The following is a 23,424-nucleotide window of genomic DNA, read 5'->3' on the forward strand; positions in this document are numbered from 1 at the left end:
GAGAGTGCAGCTATGAGTCAAAAAATGGAGAAAAGAATGAGAATAAAAATCGAATTAGGAATAGGTCTGTCAGTATTGTTTACGTGTGTGCGGGTTTTCGCTTGGACGGATTTGACTGGCGGAGATCATGGAGGAAGCAGTTGGGTGATTACCAATGGAACATATATTGCCAGCAATCACTTCAATATCGGGACAGTGATGATCGCTACAGGAACGACGGTTTATGTTAAACCCTATGATGGCAGCAAATACGGTTGGGTTGAAATATCCGCATCGAACATCACAATATTAGGCACACTGGATGCCAGCGGCGCCGGATACCTGGGAGGAAATGGTGGAAGTGGGGGGAGTGGGTCATCTGGTATGAGTGGGGGAGGATTAGAAAACGGGAAACCAGGCGTAAATGGTGGTATCGGTAGTGGCGTTTTTGGCGGTAGTAACGGAATTGCCGGGTTTGGTGGATATGACTCCCATGATGGGAATATGTCTTCAAGATTCGCTGGTGGCGGTGGTGTGGGTAGTCCTGGGGGGTATGCGAGTGTTGGTGGGCAGGGCGACTCAACTACAAATGAATCTTTATTAATGGGGTCTGGTGGTGGTGGCGGCGGTGGTGGCGGTGCCGGATGGAAAGCATACTATGATAGTCCCACATCGGGTGGTGGTGGCGGTGGCGCTGGTAACAGGGGCGGGGGATCTGTAATGTTGGTTGCATCCAATATGATTATGATAAGAGGCTTTGTGCTTGCTAAAGGATTTGCAAGTGTAGCCGGAAATGGGAGTGCTGGCCAGACAGCAGGCGCTCCGGGTGTTGGAGGAAGCGGTGGCAGCGCGTCCTCTTCCGGACAAAGTAATGGAGGTGCTGGAGGGGCCACAGTTAATGGAAGTTGTTATGGAGGTGCCGGTGGTGGAAAAGGTGGCGCGGGTGCTGGAGGCGGCGTCTTGTTGAAGGCATCGGTTGTTGATGCAGTTTCAGGTGTAATTAATACGCTTGGCGGAGGTGGCAGTGTTACGAACGGTGGAACTTTGAAAATATTTTCCAACGAATATCAGGAGGGAATATTCAATACGGGACGTACATATCTACGACAAATCGCTCTTCCCGAACCGGGAACAGTGTTTGAATTCTAAAAGATGCACAAAAAAACACTGTCTTGTTGTATGAGCAAGGCAAGGGTGGAATGATTTGGATATATTGTTTGAATTATCAACTATCCATAAATGCCTCCCTTGACTTTATACGCTCACGCATGCACCATCCAAACCATTATGAGACGGAAGACTGAAGAGTATGAATTTACACGAAGAATTCATTGGGTTGCCATTGCCATGGTGGCTCTCTTTCTCCTGATGTTTGTGCCTGCCGTTTACTATTCTCTGAATACGCCGTTTGCGCTTGTTGACGATATGAATGATTTCATCAGCGTCAATTTGTTAAGGGTTCCCCATAGTTTTTATTCTTGGATGAATGCGACTTTTATTGGAGTGTCGGAAGGGGGCCGTTACCGCCCTTTTTTCGATCTTCATAATGCTATCGCTTGGCTTATCATTGGTCCCCATTCGGCCTTGCATCATTTTGTCCGTTGGGCCGAATGGTTGGCGGGAATGTTATTCTGGAACATGGCGCTTTGGCGTATGGTGCGTATCCGTTGTCACAGGGTAGTGTGGAGTGTCCAGGATACGTCCGTGTTCATGCCGATGTTGATTTTTAATGCATTCGTCTGTTTTTTTCCAAATCAACCGGTTGCTCGATTGGCTCCTCAGGAACTTCAAACCTTCTGCGCTTTAGGTATGCTCTTTATGGGGACTATGCTTCTACTAACAGATTCCGATGACGAGGGGACGGCGACTATTGTAATTCGAACTTGCATACTCATTGTGGGTTATGTCGGCCTGTCGATGGCAAAAGAAATCAATATTGCGCTAATGGCAATATTTTGTCTTGTTCTGTTTGAGTTAGCCATTGTTAGGCGAAGAGGCACCCTAGTCGCTGCTGTCATCCCGGCAGTAGGATTGTTGGTTTATACGATCTGGCGTATTCACGTGGCCTCTGCCGCCGCCAACTATGGCGTGTTTGAGATAGGGATTCCTCTTTTGATGCAGAATTTGCGTTGGTTGACCTATGACGCTTTTCAGTTCGCTACCTCTCCGATATTTGCCGTATTGATTATTGCGTCATTAATCGCAATGGTGTTGCGGATGATAGGATTGTTCCGACAATTCGGTGTTTCTCTTGATGTAGAATGCTTGTTTTTTTCATTGTGCATGACACTCAGTTTATGTGCCATTTTGATGATTTCTTGGTTACCATCGCTGCGATATTTCTATCCGCTGGTGCCGTTGCTTGGCTGGCATTTAGCCAGAGGGTTTCTTGAATTGGATCGTTATTATTTTTTGTGCCCTGCGAGAAAAGGATTTTTGAATGGCTTAACCCTTTTTCTTTTGGGATGGTTTGTCGTGGCCAATTATTATGGTTTTTTGCTGCAATTTGCCGTACAGCACAATGCTCGGAATATTGAGCTACGGTTGTTGTCGAAAATGGAGCAGCGTTTGAGAGATGGACGCCCGATGGCGATCTGTTTGGATATGCAGGATCCAGAAAGGGAGCTAGTCTCTTCGATCCAAATTTATTTCGAGCAATTTTTGCCTTTGTATCGAGGTGAAAAATTGGGACTTCATGTTTTGCATTCTCTTCACTCTGCTATCCCCGTGGAGTTGGCTAGTAGACAGCGGTTGGATCCTGCTTATTGGTGCCTTTCTGAAACAGTTTCTCGCCAAGGTTCGTATTGTCTTTTAGATCTATCCCGACGTGTGAGTGCGTTATTTCAGGGAAGGCGATACCCCTATACTGTGCAGGATGCTGGCACCCATGGCTTCGACTACGAGTGGTATTTGTATGAGTCAGTTGCGGGCTCAGTCGGACGGTAGTTTGATGATGCTATCCAATAATCTGGTCGATGTTTGGACTCTAGAAACAGCTTTCCAACATATTCACCCAAAATTCCCATGAGCATCATTTGAATGCCGCCACAAAACAACACGCTTATAAGAATGGATGTCCAACCTTGTACCGCACGGTCTGTACATAGGTAGATCAACAAGGCGTAGATGCCGTAGAATCCTGCAGATGTGGCAAAAATAAAACCCAGCACCATGGCTATTCGGAGCGGGCGGACGCTGAACGACATAATTCCCTGCAAGCCTAATCCGAACATTTTGGAAAATCCATATTTGCTTGACCCGCTGTGGCGTATGGCGGGTTGATAAGGAACGGTGGTTGACTTGAAGCCAATCCAGTGGGCCATCCCGCGGAGGAAAAGGTTGGATTCCGGCATGGCTCGTAAGGCATTGACCACCTTGCGATCTAGTAATCGGAAATCGGCTGAGCCAGGTGGTAGATGTAAACCCGTTAGTAGATTAAAGAGGGAGTAGTATATGGCTGATGTGCCTCGTTTAAAAAGGCCCGTCTCAATCCCATCCTCCCGGGTTGTGTGCACAATCTGGAAACCTGCTCTCCAACGTTCCAGAAGTTGCGTCACGAGTTCGGGGGGGTGCTGCAGGTCCGCATCCATAATGACTACGCAATCGCCTTCGGCTTGGTCGAGGCCAGCTCGGAGTGCTTTTTGATGTCCGAAATTTCGAGAAAGTGAAAGTCCATAAACGGGAAACCCTTCTCGGGCAAGACGGTCGACTTCATCGTTCGTTCCATCTGAACTACCATCATTAATAATCAATAGTTCCCATGCTAGATTTCCAGGCATGCACGCCGTTAAGCGTCGTGCCAAGGGGGCAAGATTAGACGCCTCATTATAGGCCGGAACAACGATTGTCACTAAAGGGGTTTGTTGGATATTCATTTCTTCCTCAGATAAGGTGTTTCAATGATGCTATTGGCAGGAAGGCCCCCGCCCATCCATCGGACTCGAATCGCTGAAGGTCCTGTCGCGTTGTAGTGTTCAAGCATGAATCGGTGAGATCCCTTGTTCAGTCGTATGTTGGCATGGCGACCACTGGCTTGCCATTCCTGTTCATGCCAATTATCTATCAAACATTGATTGTCAATGAACAGTCGTGCCCCGTCCATGCTTTGGATATAGAACTCATACTCATCTTCAGTTGGCGCGACAAGAGATCCTTCCCATCGTGCTGACCAGCCATTTCGTCGTACGCCCCAGGCGGGTCTGTCAGTGCCGTAATCAAGGCTGAGTTGGTGGCATACCCGGCGTGCAGCAGAGTGATCGAAACTGGTTCCGTTAAAATAGGTAATCACCACTCCTTCGGGAGACACCCACGAGTAAATCATCCAAACACCGTATACAAGCCCCGCTAGCCCTGCTGCAGCCGCAATTCCGATCATATACGTGCGCCGAATGGCCCGACGGAGGGGGAGTGGTTTGTTCCGCTCATTTTGGTCATAAGCAGAGTGAATCAAGAGCTCAATGGCTTGCAGAAGTTCAGAGACATTCAGCGGAACCACGCTCCCTTGCTCGTTGATGTTTGAAGTTGAATGCATCATGAATGTGGATGCGATGGTGAAAGCTTTTCTGAGTACAGATGTTTCTGCGGAGGCATTAATTCCTGTTTCCGCGAAGCGGATCCATGAATCTCTTAGTTTTATGTTTTTATCGCTGATAGAGGCAATTCCAATGATAGAGGCAATCGCCATTGTGGCCGCTTTTAGTCGCGCCCGATCGTTTGCACCTCGTGCCGCCAGATCGAGGTGTTGCATGGCGATTTTTAATTCCGTACGGCGTTGGAGGTATTTTGCGGAATCGATATTGCTTTTCTTGTGAAACATTCAGTTATGATATAATTAAAAATATTTTGCGGTCAAGCAGGTCGTCGTTTGATTTATATTGGCGCATTCCTCTTCTTGAGATTCATAGGGAAGCTCCTGTAGAGGTGTTGTATACCTAGGTCTTTTCGAGATGCTTGACCGATGGTATGCATTCTGTATTCTGGTTTCTTAATCCTGAACTTATGAAAATGCAGCCTTTAATCATTGGCGTGAACACGCTGTTTTATATCCCCGGTGAAGTGGGAGGGACAGAGACCTATCTTCGTAAAACACTGTTGGCAATGGCGGAGCAGTGTGCGGGTGACCGGTTGGTGGTATTTACCAATTTTGAGAATCATCATGTTTTGAAAGCCGATTTGGCCGCATTTCGACATGTCTCCTTTGTGCAATTGAAATTCCACGCCATGAATCGGACTTTTCGCATTCTACGAGAACAGTTTGAATTGCCATGGAAGGTCAGGAGGTGCGGGATAGATGTGCTTTGGTCGCCAGGCTATACTGCACCAGTATTGATGTCATGCCCTCAGGTGGTGTCGATCCATGACATGCAATATAAGGCTTTCCCTCAGGATCTGACGTTTCTGTCCCGTTTCGCAACAGACATTCTTGTCAAAGCGGCGGCATGGCGCTGTAATCGGGTTATTGCCGTATCGCGATTTTCGCAGGGCGAGATAGTCAAGTATACCTCCGTTAATACCGACAAGATTGATACGGTCTATGAGGCGGCCAGCCCAGTCTTTGCTGTGCCCTTGCCGAAGATGGAACGTGGGCGATTGGTGGATCGTCTGATTCCTCCTGCCTTGCCGTATCTTCTTTGTGTGGCCGCTACTTATCCTCATAAGAATGTTCAGGCGTTGGTGAGAGCCTTCGGTCAATTAATGGATTCCATCCCACACAATCTCGTCATTGTCGGAAATGCGCGGCTGGGGGAGCCGGAGGTGGCCAAAGCGCTGGATGCGATCAGTGATCCTCGTCGTGTTATCCGATTGAAAAAGCTTTCTGAGCTTGAGTTGGTGGCGCTTTACCAAGGCTGTGATGTCTTTGTGTTTCCGTCGCTATACGAAGGGTTTGGTTTACCGGTACTGGAGGGTTTGATGGCGGGGACTCCAGTGGTAACGACGCGGTGCGCATCGATCCCGGAGGTGGGGGGGGATGTTGTTCAGTATTTTAACCCCGACGATCCCAAGGCTTTGTCGGCAGCAATCCAGACGGTATTGGACTGGTCTGATACGGAACGGCAGGCACGAATTCTGAAAGGCCGCGATTTTGCCAAAAGCTTCTCGTGGTCGGCCACTGGTGCCGGAACCTTGAGAATTCTCAGGAACGCTTGTTGAGGGGTTCCTGATTTTTTCCGGTCGGAGACCATCCGTAGCTCAAGCCGTACGGCGCAGTGCGAAGGATGGTGGGCGGTACAGGACTCGAACCTGTAACCTTCTGGGTGTAAACCAGACGCTCTAACCAATTGAGCTAACTGCCCGCTTTGAAGTCATGAAGGTCGGCATGATGACGAATGATGCGGCTTTCGTCAAGCGGTGATGACGTTTTGTGGTTTGCATCTTCATCAAGAACCATCCTTCATTCCTGGTAGGGTTATACCCCATAGAAGCCAGACGAACCCCCTCATATCATTTTCTCAACATGGGAGAAAAATTGGGTAGTAGGCAACAAAGGAGGGTTTATGAAAAAACAACTCATCATCAGTGGTTTATTTATTCTCGCAGGTTGTACTTCATTATTCGCTGCGAGTCTGGTTTGGGATAGCAGCACCAATTACACCGATGGCACGATCTGTCCTGTGCAGGGATACCGTCTCTACTGGGGACAAAACTCTGGCATTTATACGATGACACAAGATGTGGGGATGGTATTGACCACATCCATCCCTGTCGTATCGAACCGAACGTATTTTGCGGTGACGGTTTACGATACCAGCGGTAATGAAAGTGTGTTTTCCACGGAATTGATATTTGATGGGTGGGTGTCTCTTCCGCCCGTTCTAAGTTCCTTGTCCTATGCATTTAAGACGGGGAAAATGTCGATGAGTTGGAGTACGCCTACCGTCAACACGGATGGTAGTTTGATAAGTACCACGGGTGCGACCCTGGCGGGATATACCATAGGCTATGGAAAAATCTCAGGGGTATACACCAGTTTCACCAATTTAGCAGCCAACCTGACTTCGGCAGCCATCACTATCCCGACCAATAGTGGGCCGTGGTATTTTGCCATTAATGCGAGCAATGTGAATGGTTTTGTTTCTGCCTATTCGCAGGAAAAGTCAAGTGGGACAAGTCTGCCGAACAAGCCAGGGAATTTCAGAAAGATACCATAATGAGTCGAGGGTAGCCAATGAGCGCAATGACTTTCAGGATACTTTGGGTCGGTTGCTTTTTGGGCGGATGCGGCCTTTCAAGTCTGGAAGCAGCTGATGCGGCGTTTGCGTGGGATCCTCCGGTCAACTACATGGATGGGAGTCCCTTGAATGACTTGGCCGGTTACCGGATTTATTATGGGCAAACCTCGCATACCTATTCAACTACAGTGGATGTCGGCCTTGCTACAACAGCAGCTATCGCGAACCTAGCACAGGGAAAGACTTTTTTCTTCACGATTTCTTCCTACACCAGTAATGGTAACGAAAGTATTCTTAATGGGGAGTTGTCGTGGACGTCTCCATCCTTGCCCCCCAATATCACGGAGGCCAGTAGAGGTGGGATCCCGCCTGTTGTTTCCATCACGATGGAGAATGGGGGATTGAGGATGGGAATCTGGGGGACGGTCGGGGCAGACGTATTGGTGCAAACCACCACCAACCTCAGCAATTCCCTGGCGTGGGAACTCCTTGAAAACATGACCCTTACGAATGTCGTCCCCTCAATTGATGGCACGCTGCCGGCGGTGCCTCAGAACGCCTTGGAGGCCGCTTTCATCCCGGCTATCGAGTGGTTCGCTTTGTCCGTCGCCACATCTTATCCGAGTCAATTCTTCCGGGTGGTAATGCCCTACAACTATGCTGTTCTTGCCGATAAGGTATTGAGAAGCAAGGGCTACCAGACGAGGCTGATTGTCATGCGGCTTCCGGGAGAAACGCTTCACGATGTCTGTTATGCGACTGAAGACAAAGCCTACATTGATTGCAGCGACGATCGTTACATTCTAGCTTTAAATTATTCGGGAGAAACAATTCGCGAAATCGCCGATAATTATAGTGGTTATGTAAGCATGAATTGGACTTCGGCATCAGAGTTTGTTTTGAACAATGGGGTAAGGCAACTCGGGTCGACCGTGGTTAAAACCGACTCGCCAATTTTGGATCCGCCGCTGGCGAGCACACCCACTTCAAGCATAGTCGTTAACTTCTAAGGCTCCATCATTATGAACAATAATATTATCAAGGTGGTGTTCGTGGTATTTGGAGTCATGCTGGTAGTCCTGATGGTCGTGGCGGTTGTCGCCGTCACCACCATTAGACGATCCATGGCCACAAGTGACTGGGTCAATCATACCCATGCGGTCATGCTCGAGACGGATGCCATTGTGTCCTCCCTGCATGCGGGAGAGGCAAGTCTGAGAAGTTATCTCCTTACAGCGGACAAACTGGACCAGGCTGCGTATCGGATCCATTATAATGAAATGGTGGGACATCTGGAGGTAGCCAAGGCCCTGACCCGCCAGGAACCGGAGTCAAGGGAGCGGATTCAATTGATCGAGGAGCTTGTGGGTAAACGCATGGTCCTTTCCCGCGAATTAGTTCAGGCCTTGGAACTGCGCGGCAAGGAGGCCGCGCTGGAGAAACTGCAGGCCGACTCCGGGAGCATCTTGTTAGCGGAGATTCAGCGGGCTGCGCAAAAGCTCACTGAGGAACAGCAGGAACTGTTGCGTCAGCGGGATAAGGCCTCGTACCTTCAGGCGCAAGCCACACGATGGACGGTGTGGGCGGGGTTGGGATTGAATTTTCTCCTGCTGGTTTTTCTGGGATGGATGATTCGTGACGATATTGATGCCCGACGCAAGGCGGCGTCAGCGCTCGAGCATGCCAATGCGATCCTGGAACAAAAGGTCTTGGAGCGTACCGCGGAACTGGTCAGGTCGAATGAAAGCTTGAAGGCTGAAAATCTGGAGCGGCAGTGGTCGGAGCAGTCCCTGGCTCATCAGTTGCGCTACAGTGACTTGATCATCAACCTGATTGATGATCACATTTTCGTCATCAGTAAAGCGCTCAATATCATTCGGGTCAACCCGGCGGTAGTGCATACCACCGGTTACGATTTGCCGGAAATCCTGCTTAACCCCATGGCTAAGATTCTCGACATACCTGAGTTGCCTGCCGGCGAGGCCCCCACAAAGCTAAAGTTTGTTCAGGCGGTGAAAGAGGGGCGAGAAATTCAGGGAAGGCCGGGAAGCGTGTTGTGTAAGAATGGGGCCGTCATTCCCATACGTTTCAATATGGTTCCTCTTCGAGATCAGAACAAAGTAGTCGGAGGTGTAATGACGGTGCGTCTGTGCCAGGAAGAGCAAAAGGACACTGACTTCACCCCTGGGGTATAAATCACAAATTTGCGGGGTACCTATGCAAAAACATATTCTCAGCATTGACGATGAACCTAGAATCTCGACTATCCTTCAAACGGTTCTTTCGATGAAGGGGTTTAGGGTTTCCATTGCCAGTACGGCTGATGCCGCACGGCGCATTTTACAATCTGATCCCCCGGACTTGATTATCATGGATCAACAGCTGGAGGACACGGATGGCTTAACACTGGCGGAAGAGATCTGGAAAACCATGCCGTCTATGCCGATCCTGCTGTTGACGGGGCTGATATTTGATAATGAGGTGATTGAGGAAATCAGGGGTAAGCGAGTAACCAGCTACCTTCCTAAAACGACGAAACTGGATATAATATCCAAAGAAGTCAATCGTTTACTGGGCGAGGCTGCCAAGATCTGACCGACTAGTCCGTGCTGACCGAACTAAGGAGTCAGTCGATGAGTGTGGTACGAGAGTAGTTCTTGCAGTACATGAGGTTGAAGGGGTTTGCGCAGAAGACGTCGGACAGTTATGAACGGGCTACACACTGCTCACGCGTCTCACGCAAGGTTCGCCCTCCAGTAAAATAATCTTTAGCTTCTAGATCTTTCTTTTTCAAGAAGCCTGATTATCCAAAAATAAGGCATGTTTATACAAGCCTGACATTATACCTAATTGAGATAGTGAAAGCATTCCGGTAGAACCGTATAGGAGCAGTATATGAAAAAGTTTATCGTGGTAGGTGAGAATATCCATTGCACCCGTATATATAAGGTGGGTGGGACTTTTGTGAGGCAAGTGGAAGACGGCAGTTTTGCAGTTGTCTACGGAGGCAAGGCGGACAGTCGGACGTTGCCGATTCCCGGTCATTTTCTAAAGACGGCTGACTGGGAGGCTGGCAAAATAAAGCATTGTGCCGTGGCTGTCTGGCAAGGGTTATATGGTGATGCGGCCGGTAAGGCTGCGGCAGTGGATTATCTCCGGTATTTGGCCCGGCGGCAGGAGCAGGCTGATGCAGCTTTCCTCGATGTGAATGTGGATGAGTTCAGCACAGATGTCTCCGAGCGGATCCGGGCCATTCAGTGGGTGGCGGGCGTGGTGCAGGCAACAGCCGCGATCCCCCTGAGTATTGATTCCTCGAATCCTGCCATTCTGCGTGCGGGCTTGGAGGCCTGTGATCCCCTGCGGGGGCACCCCATGGTGAATTCTGTTTCGCTCGAAAGGCAGGAGTCCATTTCCGTAGCGGCCGAATTCAAGGCAGTTGTGATTGCTTCTGCGGCCGGTGAGACGGATCTTCCAAGCAACACGGAACAACGTCTAGTCAACCTCAACCGTCTGATGCCGCTGCTCAACAAGGCGGGGATCTGTGGCGGGGATGTGTATGTCGATCCGCTGGTGTTCCCGGTGGCGACGGATTCGAACAATGCCCAGTCATTCCTGGAGGCCGTAGTTTCGATTCGTAAGGCCTATGGCCCTGAAATTCATATTTCGGGAGGCTTGAGCAACGTCTCTTTCGGGATGCCAGCACGTAAACTTATCAATCAGGCATTTACCTGGATGGTCGTGGAGGCAGGGGGCGACAGTGGTATCGTGGATCCGCTCCAAATGAACGCGAAAATACTGGCCTCAGTTGATACGACCTCGGAGTCCTTCAAACTTGCCAGGGCGCTGCTGACGGGCGAGGATATGTTTGGTGTGGAATTCATTATGGCCCATCGCGAGGGTAAATTGGTAGAGTAATCAGATCATGATATGCCTTATCAGGCACGGCTACAGAGGAAAGGGATACTAGTATGACACGACCGATCTTGGATCCGACGAAAATGAAGGACTGGCAGATTGCTGAAGCGGCTGAAATGACCATGAAGCCGGTGCTGCAGTTGGCTGAGGAACTGGGACTTCACGAAAGTGAAGTTATCATGATGGGCCGGCAGCTGGCGAAAATTGACCAGCGTGCGGTCATGGACCGTATTGGCTCCCGGCCTATCGGAAAGTATATCGATGTCACGGCTATCACCCCCACCCCGCTCGGTGAGGGGAAGACCACGACCACGATCGGGCTGATTGAGGGATTGTCCGTTCTGGGTAAAACCGTGACGGGTGCGATCCGGCAACCCAGCGGCGGACCGACTTTCAACATCAAGGGATCGGCCGCCGGGGGCGGGCTTGCCCAATGTATTCCCCTGGCACCATTCTCTATTCGTATGACGGGAGATATCGACTCCGTTACAAATGCCCATAACCTGGCCATGGTGGCGTTAACGTCCCGCATGCAGCATGAGAAAAACTATGATGATGCCCGCCTGGCTAAAACCGGGATCCGGCGTCTGAACGTGGATCCTGCGCGGGTAAGCGTGAAGTGGTGTATGGATTTCTGTGCCCAGAGTCTGCGCAATATCACGATTGGACGCGGCGGGAAAATGGATGGCTTCGAGATGGACTCAGGCTTTCAGATTTCCGTGGGCAGTGAGGTCATGGCTATTCTGGCGATGTCCAAAGATCTCAAGGATTTACGGCAACGACTCGGCAAGATGGTGTTGGCGTGTGATCGGGATGGCAATGAAATCACCACGGCCGACCTTAAGGTGGATGGAGCCATGGCGGCCTGGATGGTGGAGGCCATCCATCCCACGCTGGTTCAGACGGTGGAAGGTCAACCGGTTTTTGTGCATGCCGGTCCGTTTGCGAACATCGCTATCGGGCAGAGCTCCATCATTGCGGATGAAATCGGGACCAGACTGGCCGAGTATCATGTGACGGAGAGCGGTTTTGCGGCTGATATCGGGTTTGAGAAATTCTGGAATCTGAAATGCCGGTTCTCCGGCTTGAAGCCCAGTGCAGTGGTTGTGGTGGCCACGATCCGCGCGCTGAAGATGCATGGGGGCGGGCCGGAAGTTAAGCCAGGCGCCAAGCTGGACGAAGCCTATACCCGCGAGAATCTCGGGCTGCTTGAGAAGGGCTGTGAAAATCTGGTTGCCCATATCGAAATCGTTAAAAAGTCCGGTGTGCGGCCCGTGGTCTGCATCAACAGTTTCTATACGGATACCGCGGCTGAAGTGGCGTTGGTGCGGAAGGTCGCCCAGCAGCATGGGGCGTATGTAGCGCTCTCCGAGCATTGGCTCAAAGGGGGCGAAGGCGCCCGTGAGCTGGCTGAAGTTGTGATCGCTGCGGCTAACGAGAAAAATGACTTCAAATTCCTTTACGATCTCAAGACCCCGTTACGTCAGCGGATCGAACTGATTGCCAAGGAAGTGTACGGCGCGGATGGAGTTTCCTATAGCGATGTGGCGCTGGAGAAAGCCATTAAGTTTGAGGCCGATCCTGCAACTGCCGCAATGGGGACCTGTATGGTGAAGACGCATCTCAGTCTCTCGCATGATCCCTCGCTCAAGGGGCGCCCGAAAGGGTGGACGCTGCCGATCCGGGATATGCTGGTCTACCGCGGTGCCGGTTTTGTGGTGCCGGTGTCAGGTGAAATCAAACTGATGCCCGGCACAGCTTCGGAGCCAGCGTTTAACAATATCGATATTGATGTGGATACGGGTCGTGTAAAAGGTCTGTTTTAATTTCAAAGGACATTATGGCCGCAAAAATCATTGATGGAAAAGAGATTGCCCGACAGATCCGCGAGGAACTGGCTGTTGAAATTGCGAAGTTGAAAGAGAAGGCGATTGTGCCGGGACTGGGCGTGATTCTGGTCGGGGATGATCCGGCGTCCCGGTCTTATGTGACGGCGAAGGAGAAGGCATGCCATGAGATCGGAATATTTTCCGATGATAACCGCCTCCCGGTCGATGCCTCTCAGGCGGAATTGCTGGCTTTGATCCGGAAGATGAATGCGGATCCAAAAATCAATGGGATACTGGTGCAGTTACCTTTACCCGGGCATTTGAATGAAAGTGAAGTATTGCTCACCATCGATCCCGAAAAAGATGTGGATGGGTTCCATCCTGTGAATGTTGGGCGGATGGTGGTGGGTGAAAAAGCGTTTCTCCCCTGTACTCCTCATGGGGTGCTGCAAATGCTGCTTCGCAGTGGGGTGAAGATTGAAGGCGCGCATGTGGTGATTGTCGGGCGCAGCAATATCGTTGGCAAACCGCTGGCTAATCTGCTGATGGCGAAGGGCAAGATGGGTAATGCTACAGTAACGGTGTGTCATACGAAGACCAGGGACATGGCTCGTTTTACCAGTCAGGCGGATATCGTTATTGCCGCGGCGGGGCGCCCCAATACGGTCACGGCGGACATGATCCGCGAGGGAGCCGTGGTCATTGATGTCGGGGTTAATCGGGTTGAGGATCCCTCCAGGAAAGCCGGATTCCGGTTAGTGGGGGATGCTGACTTTGAGGGGTGTATGGCCAAGGCCAGTATGATCACTCCCGTGCCCGGCGGTGTCGGGCCCATGACGATTACGATGTTGCTCTATAATACCGTTGAATCTGCCATGCGTGCGAACGGAATATCACGTTAGGCTTGTTAAAATGAAAAGACCATAGGCATAGGGATGAAATCCTCAACAAAGGACAACTCGGTGGAGGTCGATAGGCTAACCCTGCCCGTACCCATCCGGCTGCGCCGTGTTCCGCCTTCGCGCCGGGTGACATCCGGGTCTGGCACGAGCATCTCGATCCCCATGAAGCGGCGGTCGGCAAGCCCATGACCGGGGATTATCCCGTTAGTATCGGCCCCAGAGCCAAGAAATGCCGGGAGTAAGGGAGAGAGGGCAACAGGGTTTTCACACTTCACAAACCAGTTGTAATGTGAGCGGGATGGCTCCTGATATGCATACTGTAGAATGCGGCCATTTTTCTGCGATGCGTATAGCAATAGGCAGTTGAGGCATCTGAACCCTCGTAAAGTGCACGTTTTAGACTTGGCATAAATAATGCTGTCAATGAACGGACAGGGTTGATCAATTGTTGGTCGGCCTGAGTAGTTGCCCAGAAACGAGAGGATTTTACGCTATGACACAGCCTGCTGTATCCGATGCCGATGTCAAAATGGTTGAACTCGCGGGCTTGACCAGGGAAAAGGTTCTGCGCGAGCTCCGCAAGGTAATTGTCGGTCAGGAGGATCTCATTGACCGGGTTCTTGTGGCGCTTTTCGCGGGCGGGCACGTCCTGCTGGTTGGGGTTCCCGGGCTCGCCAAGACGCTCCTCGTCAGTACTCTCGCCAAGGCCCTCTCGGTTTCCTACAAGCGCATCCAATTCACCCCCGACATGATGCCCGCCGATATTACGGGTACCGATGTGCTTGAGGAGGATCATGCCACGGGTCGCAAACAATTCGTGTTTGTACAGGGACCGGTTTTCACCAACCTGCTGCTGGCCGATGAGATCAACCGGACTCCACCGAAAACCCAGGCGGCGTTGCTTGAAGCGATGCAGGAAAAACATGTGACCGCCGGGCGCAAGACGTATGCGCTTGAGGAACCGTTTATGGTGATGGCCACCCAGAACCCGATCGAGCAGGAAGGCACCTATCCGTTGCCGGAGGCGCAGCTCGACCGGTTCATGTTCAATCTCTGGGTTGACTACCCGACCGACCAGGAGCTCAAGCAGATCATTAAAGCCACCACCGCCTCCGGGTTTGAAACTCCGCAGCCGGTCCTCACTGGCGAGGAAGTGCTCGCCATGCGCAAGGTGGTGCGTCAGATCCCGATCAGCGACCATGTGCTCGACTATATTGTCCGGCTGGTCACGGCGACCCATATTCGCAAGCCCGGGGCCCCTGAAAAAATCAAGAAGTACATTGATTGGGGTGCCGGTCCGCGCGCCGGACAGTATTTGAGCCTGGGTGCCAAGAGCCATGCCCTGTTGCGGGGGAGCTTTCAGGCGACGGCCGAGGATGTCCGTTTTGTCATCCATTCGGTTCTTCGTCACCGCCTGGTCACCAATTTTGCCGCGGTGGCCGACGGGGTCAGCAGTGATGCCGTGATCGATGCGCTGCTGGAGGCAGTCCCTGAGAAAGTCTGATGCCAGTCCCGGTCACAGCTCCGATGCGCTTCCTGGATTCCAAGATCCTCCGGTCGATCAGCTCCCTCGAGCTCTCGGCCCGGCTGCTGGTGGAAGGGATGTACGCGTCGCGACACCGTTGTCCGTTCTATGGATATAGCGTGGAGTTCAAAGCCTACCGGGAATATTCCCCGGGGGACGAGCCCCGGACGCTTGACTGGAAACTGCTGGCCCGCACCGAGCGCTATTACGTCAAGCGTTTCGAGATGGAATCGAACATGAACGTGATTCCGCTCCTGGATGTGAGCGGCTCCATGGGCTGCCAGCCCACCGACAAAAACCGGCTTTCCAAGTTGGAGTACGGGTGTTACCTCGCCGCCTCGCTCGCCTATCTTTCCAGCAAGCAGCAGGACTCGGCGGGTCTGGTGACCTTCGATACCGATATCCGTACCTTTGTCCCTGCGCGTCAGGGGCAGCGTCATCTCTTTACGCTGCTGGCGAGTCTCAATCAACTCCAGGCCGCCGGCGAAACAGATCTTCCGAACGCGTTGCAGAAGATGGCCCTGCGCCTTCCCCGTCGCAGCCTGCTCGTGCTGATCACGGATGGCCACGGCGATGAGGAGCGGGTGGTGGACGGCATCAAGCGGTTGGCGGCCCGGGGTCATGAGTTGGTTGTTTTTCATCTGGTGGATCAGGACGAGGTGGACTTTCCCTTTCAAATGCTGACCAGCTTTCGCGATGCCGAGACCGGGCGGGAGCTGATGTGCGATCCGCTTCGTCAACGTCAGGAATACAAACAGCGGTTCAGTGTTTTCCGGGAGGCTATTCGCGAGGGCAGTCTTGCCGGCGGGGCTGACTACCGGTTCATTCATACAGGTCTGCCGATCGAGTTGGCGTTGCGTGATTATCTTCTCTACCGGAGGCGCCGCGGATGAGTTTTCTTTTTCCAGCCATGCTCCTGGGTCTGCTCGGCCTGTCGGTTCCTGTGGCCCTTCACCTCATTGCCCGGCACCGGTTCCCGATCCAGTCATTTCCCAGTATCCGGTTGCTCCGTACCGAGCGGCGCTACAATGTCTTTTCCTGGCGGCTCGTTGACCCCTTGCAACTGTTCCTCCGGCTTCTGATCCTGGCGCTCCTCTGCCTGGCGATGGCCCGGTTCTTCACCTCGTGTGGAGTCTCGCGGCCCGCCCCCCGTAATCTGGTGGTCGTGGTGGATGCTTCCGCCAGCATGCGGACGGAAGGGAAAAATGCGAAGGGCGGCCGTGCCCCCCTGATTGATGTGGCACGGGAGCGGGCGGCCTCGCTCCTGGGCGAACTGGCGCCTCACAGCCGCTGCGCGCTGATTGTGGCTGGCGATGAGAACCGGGTCCTCGCTCCACTTCAGCCCGAGAGTAGTCCAGCCCTGGCGGCGCTCGCCTCGATCAAGGCTGGAGACGGGACCGGGCCCGGCCTTCTTCGCGCCGTGGCCGATGCGTGCGATATGGTCCGCGGACGTCGCGAGGTGCGTTCCCAGATCGTGGTCCTTACCGATCTCCGCGCCTCCGCCTTTACCACCCGCCAGCAGGATGACCTGCGCCGGATCGGGCAGGCGCGCCGTGATCTCGGGTCCGCTCTTGACCTTGTGTTTGTGGATCTCGCCGGTGGGGTTGGCGAGAACATCGGAATCGTGGAAGCGGTGACGCGGGGTGGAGATGTGCGCGTCGGTGATGACGTGCATATCCTGGCGCGTGTGGTCAACAGTGGTTCCGCCGAGAAATCCACGACCTTGCGTCTGGCTGTTGGGGGGCGTTTCCTGGCTACCACACGTTCCCTCCTGCTATCACCGGCTGCCGAGGCCGTGGTTGACCTCACGGCGCCGATGAACCGGGCGCAACGGACTTTTGGGGAAATCCAACTTCAGGATTCGGATGCCTATCCGCTGGATGATCTGCGCCTCGTGCCGGTCAATGTGGCCGACTCCTGCCGTGTCCTGCTCGTGCGCCCCTCGGACAAGGGCGTTTCCTCGTCGGCTTCCGCGCTTGGACGTCTCGGGGGTGGGGCCGATGCCGGTGTTTCCCATGAAGAGGACGGGGCGGCTCGGATCGACGGGGCGACCTTCCTGCGCCTGGTTCTCAATCCGGGACGCGAACTCGGGCTTGCCTACAGCACCGGGATCGAGTCGACCCTTTGCACGCCCGAGGCGATGGGGCTCCAGCCGCTGAGCAAGTATGATGTGATCGTCCTCTATGGCGTGAGCGACCTGCCCGCCAATGCACTGACCGATCTTGATGCCTTTGTCCGCTCCGGTAAATCGCTTCTATTTTTCTGTCCGGCAGAATGCAACCCGGTTCGGTTCAATCGTGCCCTGGCAAGCGCCAGCGGTGAGCGAGGGGCACTCTCGCCCGCCCTCATCGGAAATGTCCGCACGTTCAAGACGCCGCTCGGGCTCGAGCCCGCGGCCGGCCAGCATCCGCTGCTGGCTCCCTTCCGTGACCGGCTGCAGGGGGATCTTTCCGTCCTGCGGTTCTCGCAAGCCCGCGAACTGGAGACGCTTCCCCCCGAGTCCTCAGTGCTCTTTCAGGCTGAGGATGGTACGCCCCTGGCTGTCGAGCGCCGCGTCGGGCAGGGGCGGGCCGTTCTGCTGGCCTTCGGGCTTGAGCTTGAGGCGGGGAATGTCGCCCGTACCCGCGCTTTCCCGGTGCTGATGTGGCGCTTGATGGATTACCTGACGGGCCGGCTCAATGTACGTTCCCCCGACAGCCTGCTGGCCGCTTGCCCGGCGGTTCTCGATGTGTCGGCGACCGCTTTTGCCTTTGAGAGCGAGTTGGAGATCGTGCCGGTTCCGCTTCGGCGGCAGGGGGAGCCTCCTGCCTCCGCGGTTGCCGGAGCTCAACCCACGCCCGTTCTGGTGCCGCTCGCGCGACTGGCACCCCTGGTCATTTCAACCAACCGGACGGTGCTGCTGCCAGCACTGGCCTCGGGGAGTTACCAGATCCGGAAGCCGCAACGTGGCCAGGCGGATGTCGTCGGTTATGCGCGTCCCCTCACCGTCAATCCCGATCCGCGCGAGAGTCGTACCGAGCTGATGGCCTTACCCGGGCTCCGTGACCTGTTTGGTAGCGACGTCCGGATCGCGAGACCGGGCCAACCCCTGAAACTGTCGCTTGCGGGTATTGAATTCTGGACGCTGCTCATCGCATTGCTCATGCTCGCTTATGTCCTGGAAGCCCTCATTGGTTTCCGGGCCAACGCGCAGCGCCAGAAGGAACGCAGTGAGGGAGGAGCGTGATGAAATTTCTCTTCCAGTTGTTGGGGATTCACGGAGAGGGGGCCATTGCCAAGGTCACCGACTGGAGTTTCTATGCCGGCGCTTCGGTCCCGACCTGGCTGCTCATTCTCCTGGGCGTGGTGGGCCTTGCGGCGGCCGCGCTCAATTTCCTGCCGCAGAATACGATGCCGTTGCGTAACCGCCTTTTGCTCGCCGCCCTGCGACTGGGTGGGTTCGGCCTGGCTTTGCTCATGCTCATCCAACTTGAGTTGAGATTCGCCATCGACTGGAAACAACCGCCGCGCGTGGCGCTGTTGGCGGATGCCTCCCAGAGCATGGACTTGCAGGATGCGGGTGGCCATACCCGGCGCGAGGCCGCGCAGGATCTCGCCAGCCGCCTGGTCCGCGATCTTGGGGATAGGGTGAGCCTGAGCCGTTATGCCTTTGCCTGGCATGTGGAACCCGGTGACGGGGCCAAACCCATGGCGGGAGCCACGGGACTCACCCGTGCCCTGGGTGATACGCTGCGCCTTGAGGACAATCTTGATGCCGTGATCCTCCTGACCGATGGTAACGATACGGGTGGTGACCGCGGAACGCTCGTGGTGCCCCTGCTGGCTTCGCGGGGTGTGCCGGTCTATCCGGTTGTTTTCGGTAGTCCGGAACCTCCTGCCCGGGCTGAGGTGCGCATCGCTTCCGCCGCTCCCTATGTGCGGCTGGGGGATGAGACCGTGGTCGGGGCTGTCCTGACGGCCAGTGGACTCGAGGAGCAGGTGGTGCGCGTTTCCCTCTACGACAAGGGGTTGTCCGAGCCACTCGCGGTGAAGGAAAATATCCGGTTGGGGAAGACGCCTGTCGCGGTGCGCTTCGTCGTCAAGCCGAACCGGGTAGGGGAACATGTCTACCGTATCGTCCTGGATGGTGTGCATGGGGGGACCACAGCACATCGGTTGGCGGCCGAGCACCGGCTCGATGTGGTGGATGCCCGGATCCGGGTTCTCTATATCGACATCCCCCGTGATGAGCGCAAGATGCTTGGACACTGGCTGGCACGCGACCCGGTCGTGGATCTGGCGACCATCACCATGCTACCAAAAAGCGGTTGGTACGGGCAGGGCGCATTGCGGCACAAAGACATCGGAGACGGCCTGCCGGGGCAGGAATCTGATCTCTACCAATACGATGTTTTGATTCTGGGTGATATTCCGCGTTCCTATTTCCGGCAGGGAGGCGATCTCGCCGAGACCAAACTCCGCTGGCTCTGCGAATTCGTGGCCCGGCGCGGCGGCGGACTTGTCACCCTGGGCGGTTACTCAGCCTATGCGGCCGGTGGCTATCAGGATTCGCCGCTTGCGTCGATTCTTCCCTTCGAGATCGCCGTCCCGGGCGACCCGCAGGTGGCCAAGGAGTTTCCCCTGCTGCCGACAGCCATGGGGCAGGTCCATCCGATCATGCAATTGGAGGTCGATGCCGAGGCGAACCGTGAATTCTGGTCCGACCTTCCTTCTTTGGAAGGGTGTAACCGGGTAGGAGCGGTGAAGCCGGGAGCCAGCCTGCTTGCCGTTCGCCAGCTCCCGGAGGGGGCCATGCCTGTCATCGCCGTTCAGGATGTGGGTAAGGGCAAGGTACTTTCACTCGCCGCCGACACCACCTGGCGCTGGGAAATGATGCGCGAACCCGAAGCTCCCGACGGCTTCCGTCGCTTCTGGGGCAACTCCTTACGTTTCCTTGCCCCCGATCCACGCCGGCAACCCGGCCGCCCTGAAATCCAGCGTTCCCGGTCTGATCCGGCCGTTGGCGAGACCCTGACGCTCTCCACGCGCTTAATCGACAAGCTTTACCAGCCGGTGCGGGGTGCCGACCTGGTGGTCACCGTGACGAGTCCGTCCGGCACTCAGGTCGTCTACTATCCGCGTGACAGTCGCAGCCGGCCCGGGCTCTATGAATACGAGGTGCCCCTCACCGAGCCGGGCAGTTGGACCGTCACGGCCTCAAACCGGATCGAGGTCACAGTCTCCAGTTTCCAAGCTGGGAATAGCGAGGAAGAACTTGATGATCCGCGGGCGCGTCCCGAACGGATGGCCGAGCTGGCGGCGGCGACCGGCGGCCATGCCTTCGCGCCGGACCAGGGTGACGCTCTCATGAAATCGATTTGTGCGCGGTCGAAGACGGTTAGCCGAACCCACGTCGTTGCGCTCTGGAACCTGCCTCTGACCTTGTTCCTGTTTTTTATCCTGGTGTGTGTGGACTGTCTGGTGCGCAAGCGGCGAGGAATGGCGTAATGAAGGAAGCATTCGACAATCTGACTCAGGCCCTGCGTGGTTTCGGCCGGTTCCGCAACCGCTGGGCTTTGCTGGAGGGCTTGGGACGGTTCATGCTGGCCGGGCCGGGCATGCTCCTGATTTGGGTGCTCCTTGACTCGGCGTTGCTGCTACCGTCCTGGCCACTGTTTCTTCTTTTCCTGTCCGCCGTCGGGGTGGGGGCCTTTGCGGCGGTCCGTTGGCTGCTGCCGCCCGTCTTCCGGCGTATCCGGCTTGACCGCGAAGCCCTCGAGATCGAGGCGCGTCACGGCCAGTTGGATAACCTGATCATTGGCGCGCACCAGTTGGGTGAAGAAACCTTGAGTGGAAAGGCTGGGTCCCGTCATTCGCCCGTGCTGGTGGCTGCGCTTGTGGCGAGGGCCACTGCGGAGCTTCATAAGAACGATCCCGCGCTCTTGATTGATCTGCGCCGTCCTCGAAAAATCCTGTTTGCTGCGATGGTTCCTGTTGTTGTGGCCTTGATCCTCGCAATCGCGGCTCCGCGCCTGATGAGCGATCGGGTGGTCCGGTTGCGCGAGGCGTGGCTCGCGGTGCTTGATACTCTTTTCCCCGTTACCCTTACCATCGAGCCGGGCAATGTGACGGCGGTCCGGGGCGATCCTGTGACCCTCAAGGTGCATGCCCGGGGTGCCCGCCGAACCGCCATTGATCTTCGGATGAAGGAAGCCGATACCGGCCGGGAGACGCACCAGCCCCTTACTTTGGTTGAGGGTTCAGCGGCGTATACTATCGGGCAGACCGACAAATCCTTTACCTACGATTTTGCTTATGCCGGACGCCGCAGTCCGTTCGGGACTATTCTCGTAGGTGAACGGCCGCAGCTTTCCGCGATCAGTTACGAGCTGGTTTATCCTGCTTATGTGGGACAGCCGCCGCGTACCCTTTCCGGTCGCATCCCCAGGATCCAGGCGTTGGCCGGCACCAGTATTCTCGTCAGCTTCTCATCCACCACCGAGCTCCACCCGGATTTCAGTTATGTTGAGTGGACGGGTGGCGAAAAGCAGGCGATCACGGTCAGTGGCCGCTTTGGGCACTTCTCGTTCACGGTGGACCAACCTTGTCGCGCCTCGATCCGGCTCACTGGCCGCCATGGGCGGGGCTTTGAGATGACCGAGCCGGTCAATCTAGAGATCGTGGTAGACAAGGATCTGGTTCCGACCATCCAGGTGGGAATCCGAAAGGACAAGCTCGTCATGCTGGCCGAGGAGGCCACGGCCTTCGCTGTGCCCTATACAGCCGAGGACGATTTCGGGGTGACCGAGGTGTCGCTCGCTTACCGCATTGATACGATTGACGCGATGCTGGGGCGTGAGCCAAGGCAGGGGTCGACCTCACGCCTCGTGGAGCCGGTGTCCGAGCGGGTGAATGGCCGGTTTACCGAGGCTTTCAAGGCACTTAATCCAGGGCTGCTGCCGGGCGACCGGATCCGTGTCGAACTCTCGGCGCGCGACAACAATACCGAGACCGGGCCCGGGGTGGGGCGATCCCGCTCCCTCCAGATCGTGGTTGTCCGGCCCGATCTGGCCCAATTCACGGAGAAGAGCTTCGGGTTCCAACAGACCGAACTTCTGGCCGGGCTGAAGAAAGTGAAACGGGCCACGAATCTGCTGGTGGAGCCGGAGCGGGCCGTCCGTGCAGAGAAAGCGCAGGCGATTGACAAGCAGAAGCTGGAGGCACGGCTTAATTCGGAGAGTTGGCCCAGTGGTGCCGAGGATGCGGTTGGCGATTACTTCCGCCTGATTTCCGGAGGAAAATAATGAATACCCCCAGCAAGATTTTCTGTCTACTGTCTACTGTCTACTGCCTGTTGTCCCTGCCTTCCCCGGCCAGCGAATCCTGGGCGGCGCGCGCCAGCCAGATGAACCGCCGCGAGATCACTGCCGACAGTGCCAAGACCCGGGAGGCGGGGCGGGAAGAGGATCGGCGCAATAAGATTTCCATGCCGCGGATCCGGCCTGCCATGGCCGGGTTTGACTGGGATGCCGATCCGACGGCCATTCCCTATGTGCATTACCAGATCAACAAGCGTACCGAATTGCCGGTTTACGTTTTCAACGACGGACTGGATCTTGCCAGTCCGGACCTCTTCCGCTACACGATCGTCTATCTCACTTCCCATGGGCGTTGGTCGTTGACCGAGAAGGAAACCGAGAATCTTTCGCTCTGGCTTAAACGGGGGGGAACCCTCATCCTTGACGATTGCTACAACCGCGGCAGCGCTTTTGCCGAATCCGTTCGTCCGGAAGTCGGCAAGCTGATTCCCGGCGCTGAACCGATTTTGCTGCTCAAGGAAGACCCGCGTGTGGCCGATGTTTTCAAGATGGTCTATCCCAGTCCCTGGCCCGGGGAGGCTGCCTTTTTCGAGAATCGGCCCTGGCAGTATGTTTTATTGGATGGGCGGCCAGCCGTGCTCTTCAGCCCGAACGATGACGGATGCGGGTGGGAAATTTCGACGCCGCCTACAGCCTCCAACCCGTTGGGTGAAGGAATCGGGCATGGCGGTGATAATACGGTCCGGGAAATGATCTACCAATGGGCTGTCAACTGGATGCTGTTTACGTTTACGCATTGAGAGAGGA

Annotated in this window: 19 protein-coding genes and 1 tRNA gene; 16 read left to right on the plus strand and 4 right to left on the minus strand. The window is 55.0% G+C overall.

What is annotated here, in order from left to right:
* Positions 1–12: 12 nt before the first annotated feature.
* Together WCI03_02850 and WCI03_02855 are read left to right on the plus strand one after the other, a co-directional pair.
* A complete protein-coding gene (locus WCI03_02850; GenBank protein MEI8138787.1) occupies positions 13–1,128 on the plus strand; it encodes a hypothetical protein in 1,116 nt (371 codons plus the stop codon).
* Between the two features lie 138 nt (positions 1,129–1,266).
* Entirely contained in the window at positions 1,267–2,925 is a 1,659-nt protein-coding gene (locus WCI03_02855) for a hypothetical protein (protein ID MEI8138788.1), read from the plus strand.
* Here WCI03_02855 and WCI03_02860 read toward each other — a convergent pair.
* Positions 2,877–3,854 (minus strand): glycosyltransferase family 2 protein, encoded by a 978-nt coding sequence (locus WCI03_02860; GenBank protein MEI8138789.1) that lies wholly within the window; start codon positions 3,852–3,854, stop codon positions 2,877–2,879. The two genes, WCI03_02855 and WCI03_02860, sit on opposite strands and share 49 nt — an antisense overlap.
* Positions 3,851–4,795, minus strand: a complete 945-nt coding sequence (locus tag WCI03_02865; GenBank protein MEI8138790.1) for a PA14 domain-containing protein — start codon at positions 4,793–4,795, stop codon at positions 3,851–3,853. Before WCI03_02865 ends, WCI03_02860 begins: the two co-directional genes overlap by 4 nt.
* 182 nt (positions 4,796–4,977) lie before the next feature.
* Between WCI03_02865 and WCI03_02870 the strand changes: the two genes are divergently transcribed.
* Positions 4,978–6,129: a glycosyltransferase family 1 protein gene (locus WCI03_02870; protein MEI8138791.1), complete on the plus strand. Its 1,152-nt coding sequence runs from the start codon at positions 4,978–4,980 to the stop codon at positions 6,127–6,129.
* A 66-nt stretch (positions 6,130–6,195) separates the two neighbouring features.
* On the opposite strand, the gene WCI03_02875 is transcribed toward WCI03_02870, so the two are convergent.
* Positions 6,196–6,272: transfer RNA gene (locus tag WCI03_02875), tRNA-Val, on the minus strand.
* Positions 6,273–6,473: 201 nt separating this feature from the next.
* On the opposite strand from WCI03_02875, the gene WCI03_02880 reads away from it, so the two are divergent.
* From WCI03_02880 to folD, 7 genes are all read left to right on the plus strand, one after another.
* Complete coding sequence (locus tag WCI03_02880) at positions 6,474–7,127, plus strand: hypothetical protein (protein ID MEI8138792.1); 654 nt, start codon at positions 6,474–6,476, stop codon at positions 7,125–7,127.
* A gap of 17 nt (positions 7,128–7,144) precedes the next feature.
* Positions 7,145–8,158 carry a hypothetical protein gene (locus tag WCI03_02885; GenBank protein MEI8138793.1) on the plus strand — a complete coding sequence of 338 codons (1,014 nt, stop codon included), beginning with the start codon at positions 7,145–7,147 and terminating at the stop codon, positions 8,156–8,158.
* 12 nt (positions 8,159–8,170) lie between these two features.
* Complete coding sequence (locus tag WCI03_02890; protein ID MEI8138794.1) at positions 8,171–9,343, plus strand: CHASE3 domain-containing protein; 1,173 nt, start codon at positions 8,171–8,173, stop codon at positions 9,341–9,343.
* Positions 9,344–9,365: 22 nt separating this feature from the next.
* A complete protein-coding gene (locus WCI03_02895; GenBank protein ID MEI8138795.1) occupies positions 9,366–9,743 on the plus strand; it encodes a response regulator in 378 nt (125 codons plus the stop codon).
* A gap of 300 nt (positions 9,744–10,043) precedes the next feature.
* A complete protein-coding gene (locus WCI03_02900; protein ID MEI8138796.1) occupies positions 10,044–11,063 on the plus strand; it encodes a dihydropteroate synthase in 1,020 nt (339 codons plus the stop codon).
* A 53-nt stretch (positions 11,064–11,116) separates the two neighbouring features.
* Complete coding sequence (locus tag WCI03_02905; protein ID MEI8138797.1) at positions 11,117–12,889, plus strand: formate--tetrahydrofolate ligase; 1,773 nt, start codon at positions 11,117–11,119, stop codon at positions 12,887–12,889.
* 14 nt (positions 12,890–12,903) lie between these two features.
* Positions 12,904–13,794, plus strand: coding sequence for a bifunctional methylenetetrahydrofolate dehydrogenase/methenyltetrahydrofolate cyclohydrolase FolD (folD, locus tag WCI03_02910; protein ID MEI8138798.1), 891 nt, complete (start codon positions 12,904–12,906; stop codon positions 13,792–13,794).
* 5 nt (positions 13,795–13,799) lie between these two features.
* Here the strand turns inward: folD and WCI03_02915 are convergent, their stop codons facing one another.
* Positions 13,800–14,069 carry a hypothetical protein gene (locus WCI03_02915; protein MEI8138799.1) on the minus strand — a complete coding sequence of 90 codons (270 nt, stop codon included), beginning with the start codon at positions 14,067–14,069 and terminating at the stop codon, positions 13,800–13,802.
* 218 nt (positions 14,070–14,287) lie between these two features.
* Between WCI03_02915 and WCI03_02920 the strand changes: the two genes are divergently transcribed.
* From WCI03_02920 to WCI03_02945, 6 genes are read left to right on the plus strand one after another with little or no spacing between them, the layout of a single operon-like run.
* Positions 14,288–15,298, plus strand: coding sequence for a MoxR family ATPase (locus WCI03_02920; protein ID MEI8138800.1), 1,011 nt, complete (start codon positions 14,288–14,290; stop codon positions 15,296–15,298).
* Positions 15,298–16,212, plus strand: coding sequence for a DUF58 domain-containing protein (locus WCI03_02925; protein ID MEI8138801.1), 915 nt, complete (start codon positions 15,298–15,300; stop codon positions 16,210–16,212). The genes WCI03_02920 and WCI03_02925 overlap by 1 nt, the downstream gene beginning before the upstream one ends.
* Entirely contained in the window at positions 16,209–18,545 is a 2,337-nt protein-coding gene (locus tag WCI03_02930; protein ID MEI8138802.1) for a BatA domain-containing protein, read from the plus strand. The genes WCI03_02925 and WCI03_02930 overlap by 4 nt, the downstream gene beginning before the upstream one ends.
* On the plus strand, positions 18,545–20,806 hold the full coding sequence (locus WCI03_02935; protein ID MEI8138803.1) for a glutamine amidotransferase: 2,262 nt from the start codon (positions 18,545–18,547) through the stop codon (positions 20,804–20,806). The genes WCI03_02930 and WCI03_02935 overlap by 1 nt, the downstream gene beginning before the upstream one ends.
* A complete protein-coding gene (locus WCI03_02940) occupies positions 20,806–22,602 on the plus strand; it encodes a hypothetical protein (GenBank protein MEI8138804.1) in 1,797 nt (598 codons plus the stop codon). Before WCI03_02935 ends, WCI03_02940 begins: the two co-directional genes overlap by 1 nt.
* A complete protein-coding gene (locus WCI03_02945) occupies positions 22,602–23,417 on the plus strand; it encodes a DUF4159 domain-containing protein (protein ID MEI8138805.1) in 816 nt (271 codons plus the stop codon). The genes WCI03_02940 and WCI03_02945 overlap by 1 nt, the downstream gene beginning before the upstream one ends.
* Positions 23,418–23,424: the final 7 nt, after the last annotated feature.

This window comes from bacterium, assembly GCA_037143175.1.
Classification (GTDB): Bacteria; Verrucomicrobiota; Kiritimatiellia; order CAIKKV01; family CAITUY01; genus JAABPW01.

Coding starts and splice junctions, on each gene's coding strand:
- WCI03_02850 (MEI8138787.1), top strand. CDS start 13: ATGAGTCAAAAAATGGAGAAAAGAATGAGAATAAAAATCGAATTAGGA.
- WCI03_02855 (MEI8138788.1), top strand. CDS start 1,267: ATGAGACGGAAGACTGAAGAGTATGAATTTACACGAAGAATTCATTGG.
- WCI03_02860 (MEI8138789.1), bottom strand. CDS start 3,854: ATGAATATCCAACAAACCCCTTTAGTGACAATCGTTGTTCCGGCCTAT.
- WCI03_02865 (MEI8138790.1), bottom strand. CDS start 4,795: ATGTTTCACAAGAAAAGCAATATCGATTCCGCAAAATACCTCCAACGC.
- WCI03_02870 (MEI8138791.1), top strand. CDS start 4,978: ATGAAAATGCAGCCTTTAATCATTGGCGTGAACACGCTGTTTTATATC.
- WCI03_02880 (MEI8138792.1), top strand. CDS start 6,474: ATGAAAAAACAACTCATCATCAGTGGTTTATTTATTCTCGCAGGTTGT.
- WCI03_02885 (MEI8138793.1), top strand. CDS start 7,145: ATGAGCGCAATGACTTTCAGGATACTTTGGGTCGGTTGCTTTTTGGGC.
- WCI03_02890 (MEI8138794.1), top strand. CDS start 8,171: ATGAACAATAATATTATCAAGGTGGTGTTCGTGGTATTTGGAGTCATG.
- WCI03_02895 (MEI8138795.1), top strand. CDS start 9,366: ATGCAAAAACATATTCTCAGCATTGACGATGAACCTAGAATCTCGACT.
- WCI03_02900 (MEI8138796.1), top strand. CDS start 10,044: ATGAAAAAGTTTATCGTGGTAGGTGAGAATATCCATTGCACCCGTATA.
- WCI03_02905 (MEI8138797.1), top strand. CDS start 11,117: ATGACACGACCGATCTTGGATCCGACGAAAATGAAGGACTGGCAGATT.
- folD (MEI8138798.1), top strand. CDS start 12,904: ATGGCCGCAAAAATCATTGATGGAAAAGAGATTGCCCGACAGATCCGC.
- WCI03_02920 (MEI8138800.1), top strand. CDS start 14,288: ATGACACAGCCTGCTGTATCCGATGCCGATGTCAAAATGGTTGAACTC.
- WCI03_02925 (MEI8138801.1), top strand. CDS start 15,298: ATGCCAGTCCCGGTCACAGCTCCGATGCGCTTCCTGGATTCCAAGATC.
- WCI03_02930 (MEI8138802.1), top strand. CDS start 16,209: ATGAGTTTTCTTTTTCCAGCCATGCTCCTGGGTCTGCTCGGCCTGTCG.
- WCI03_02935 (MEI8138803.1), top strand. CDS start 18,545: ATGAAATTTCTCTTCCAGTTGTTGGGGATTCACGGAGAGGGGGCCATT.
- WCI03_02940 (MEI8138804.1), top strand. CDS start 20,806: ATGAAGGAAGCATTCGACAATCTGACTCAGGCCCTGCGTGGTTTCGGC.
- WCI03_02945 (MEI8138805.1), top strand. CDS start 22,602: ATGAATACCCCCAGCAAGATTTTCTGTCTACTGTCTACTGTCTACTGC.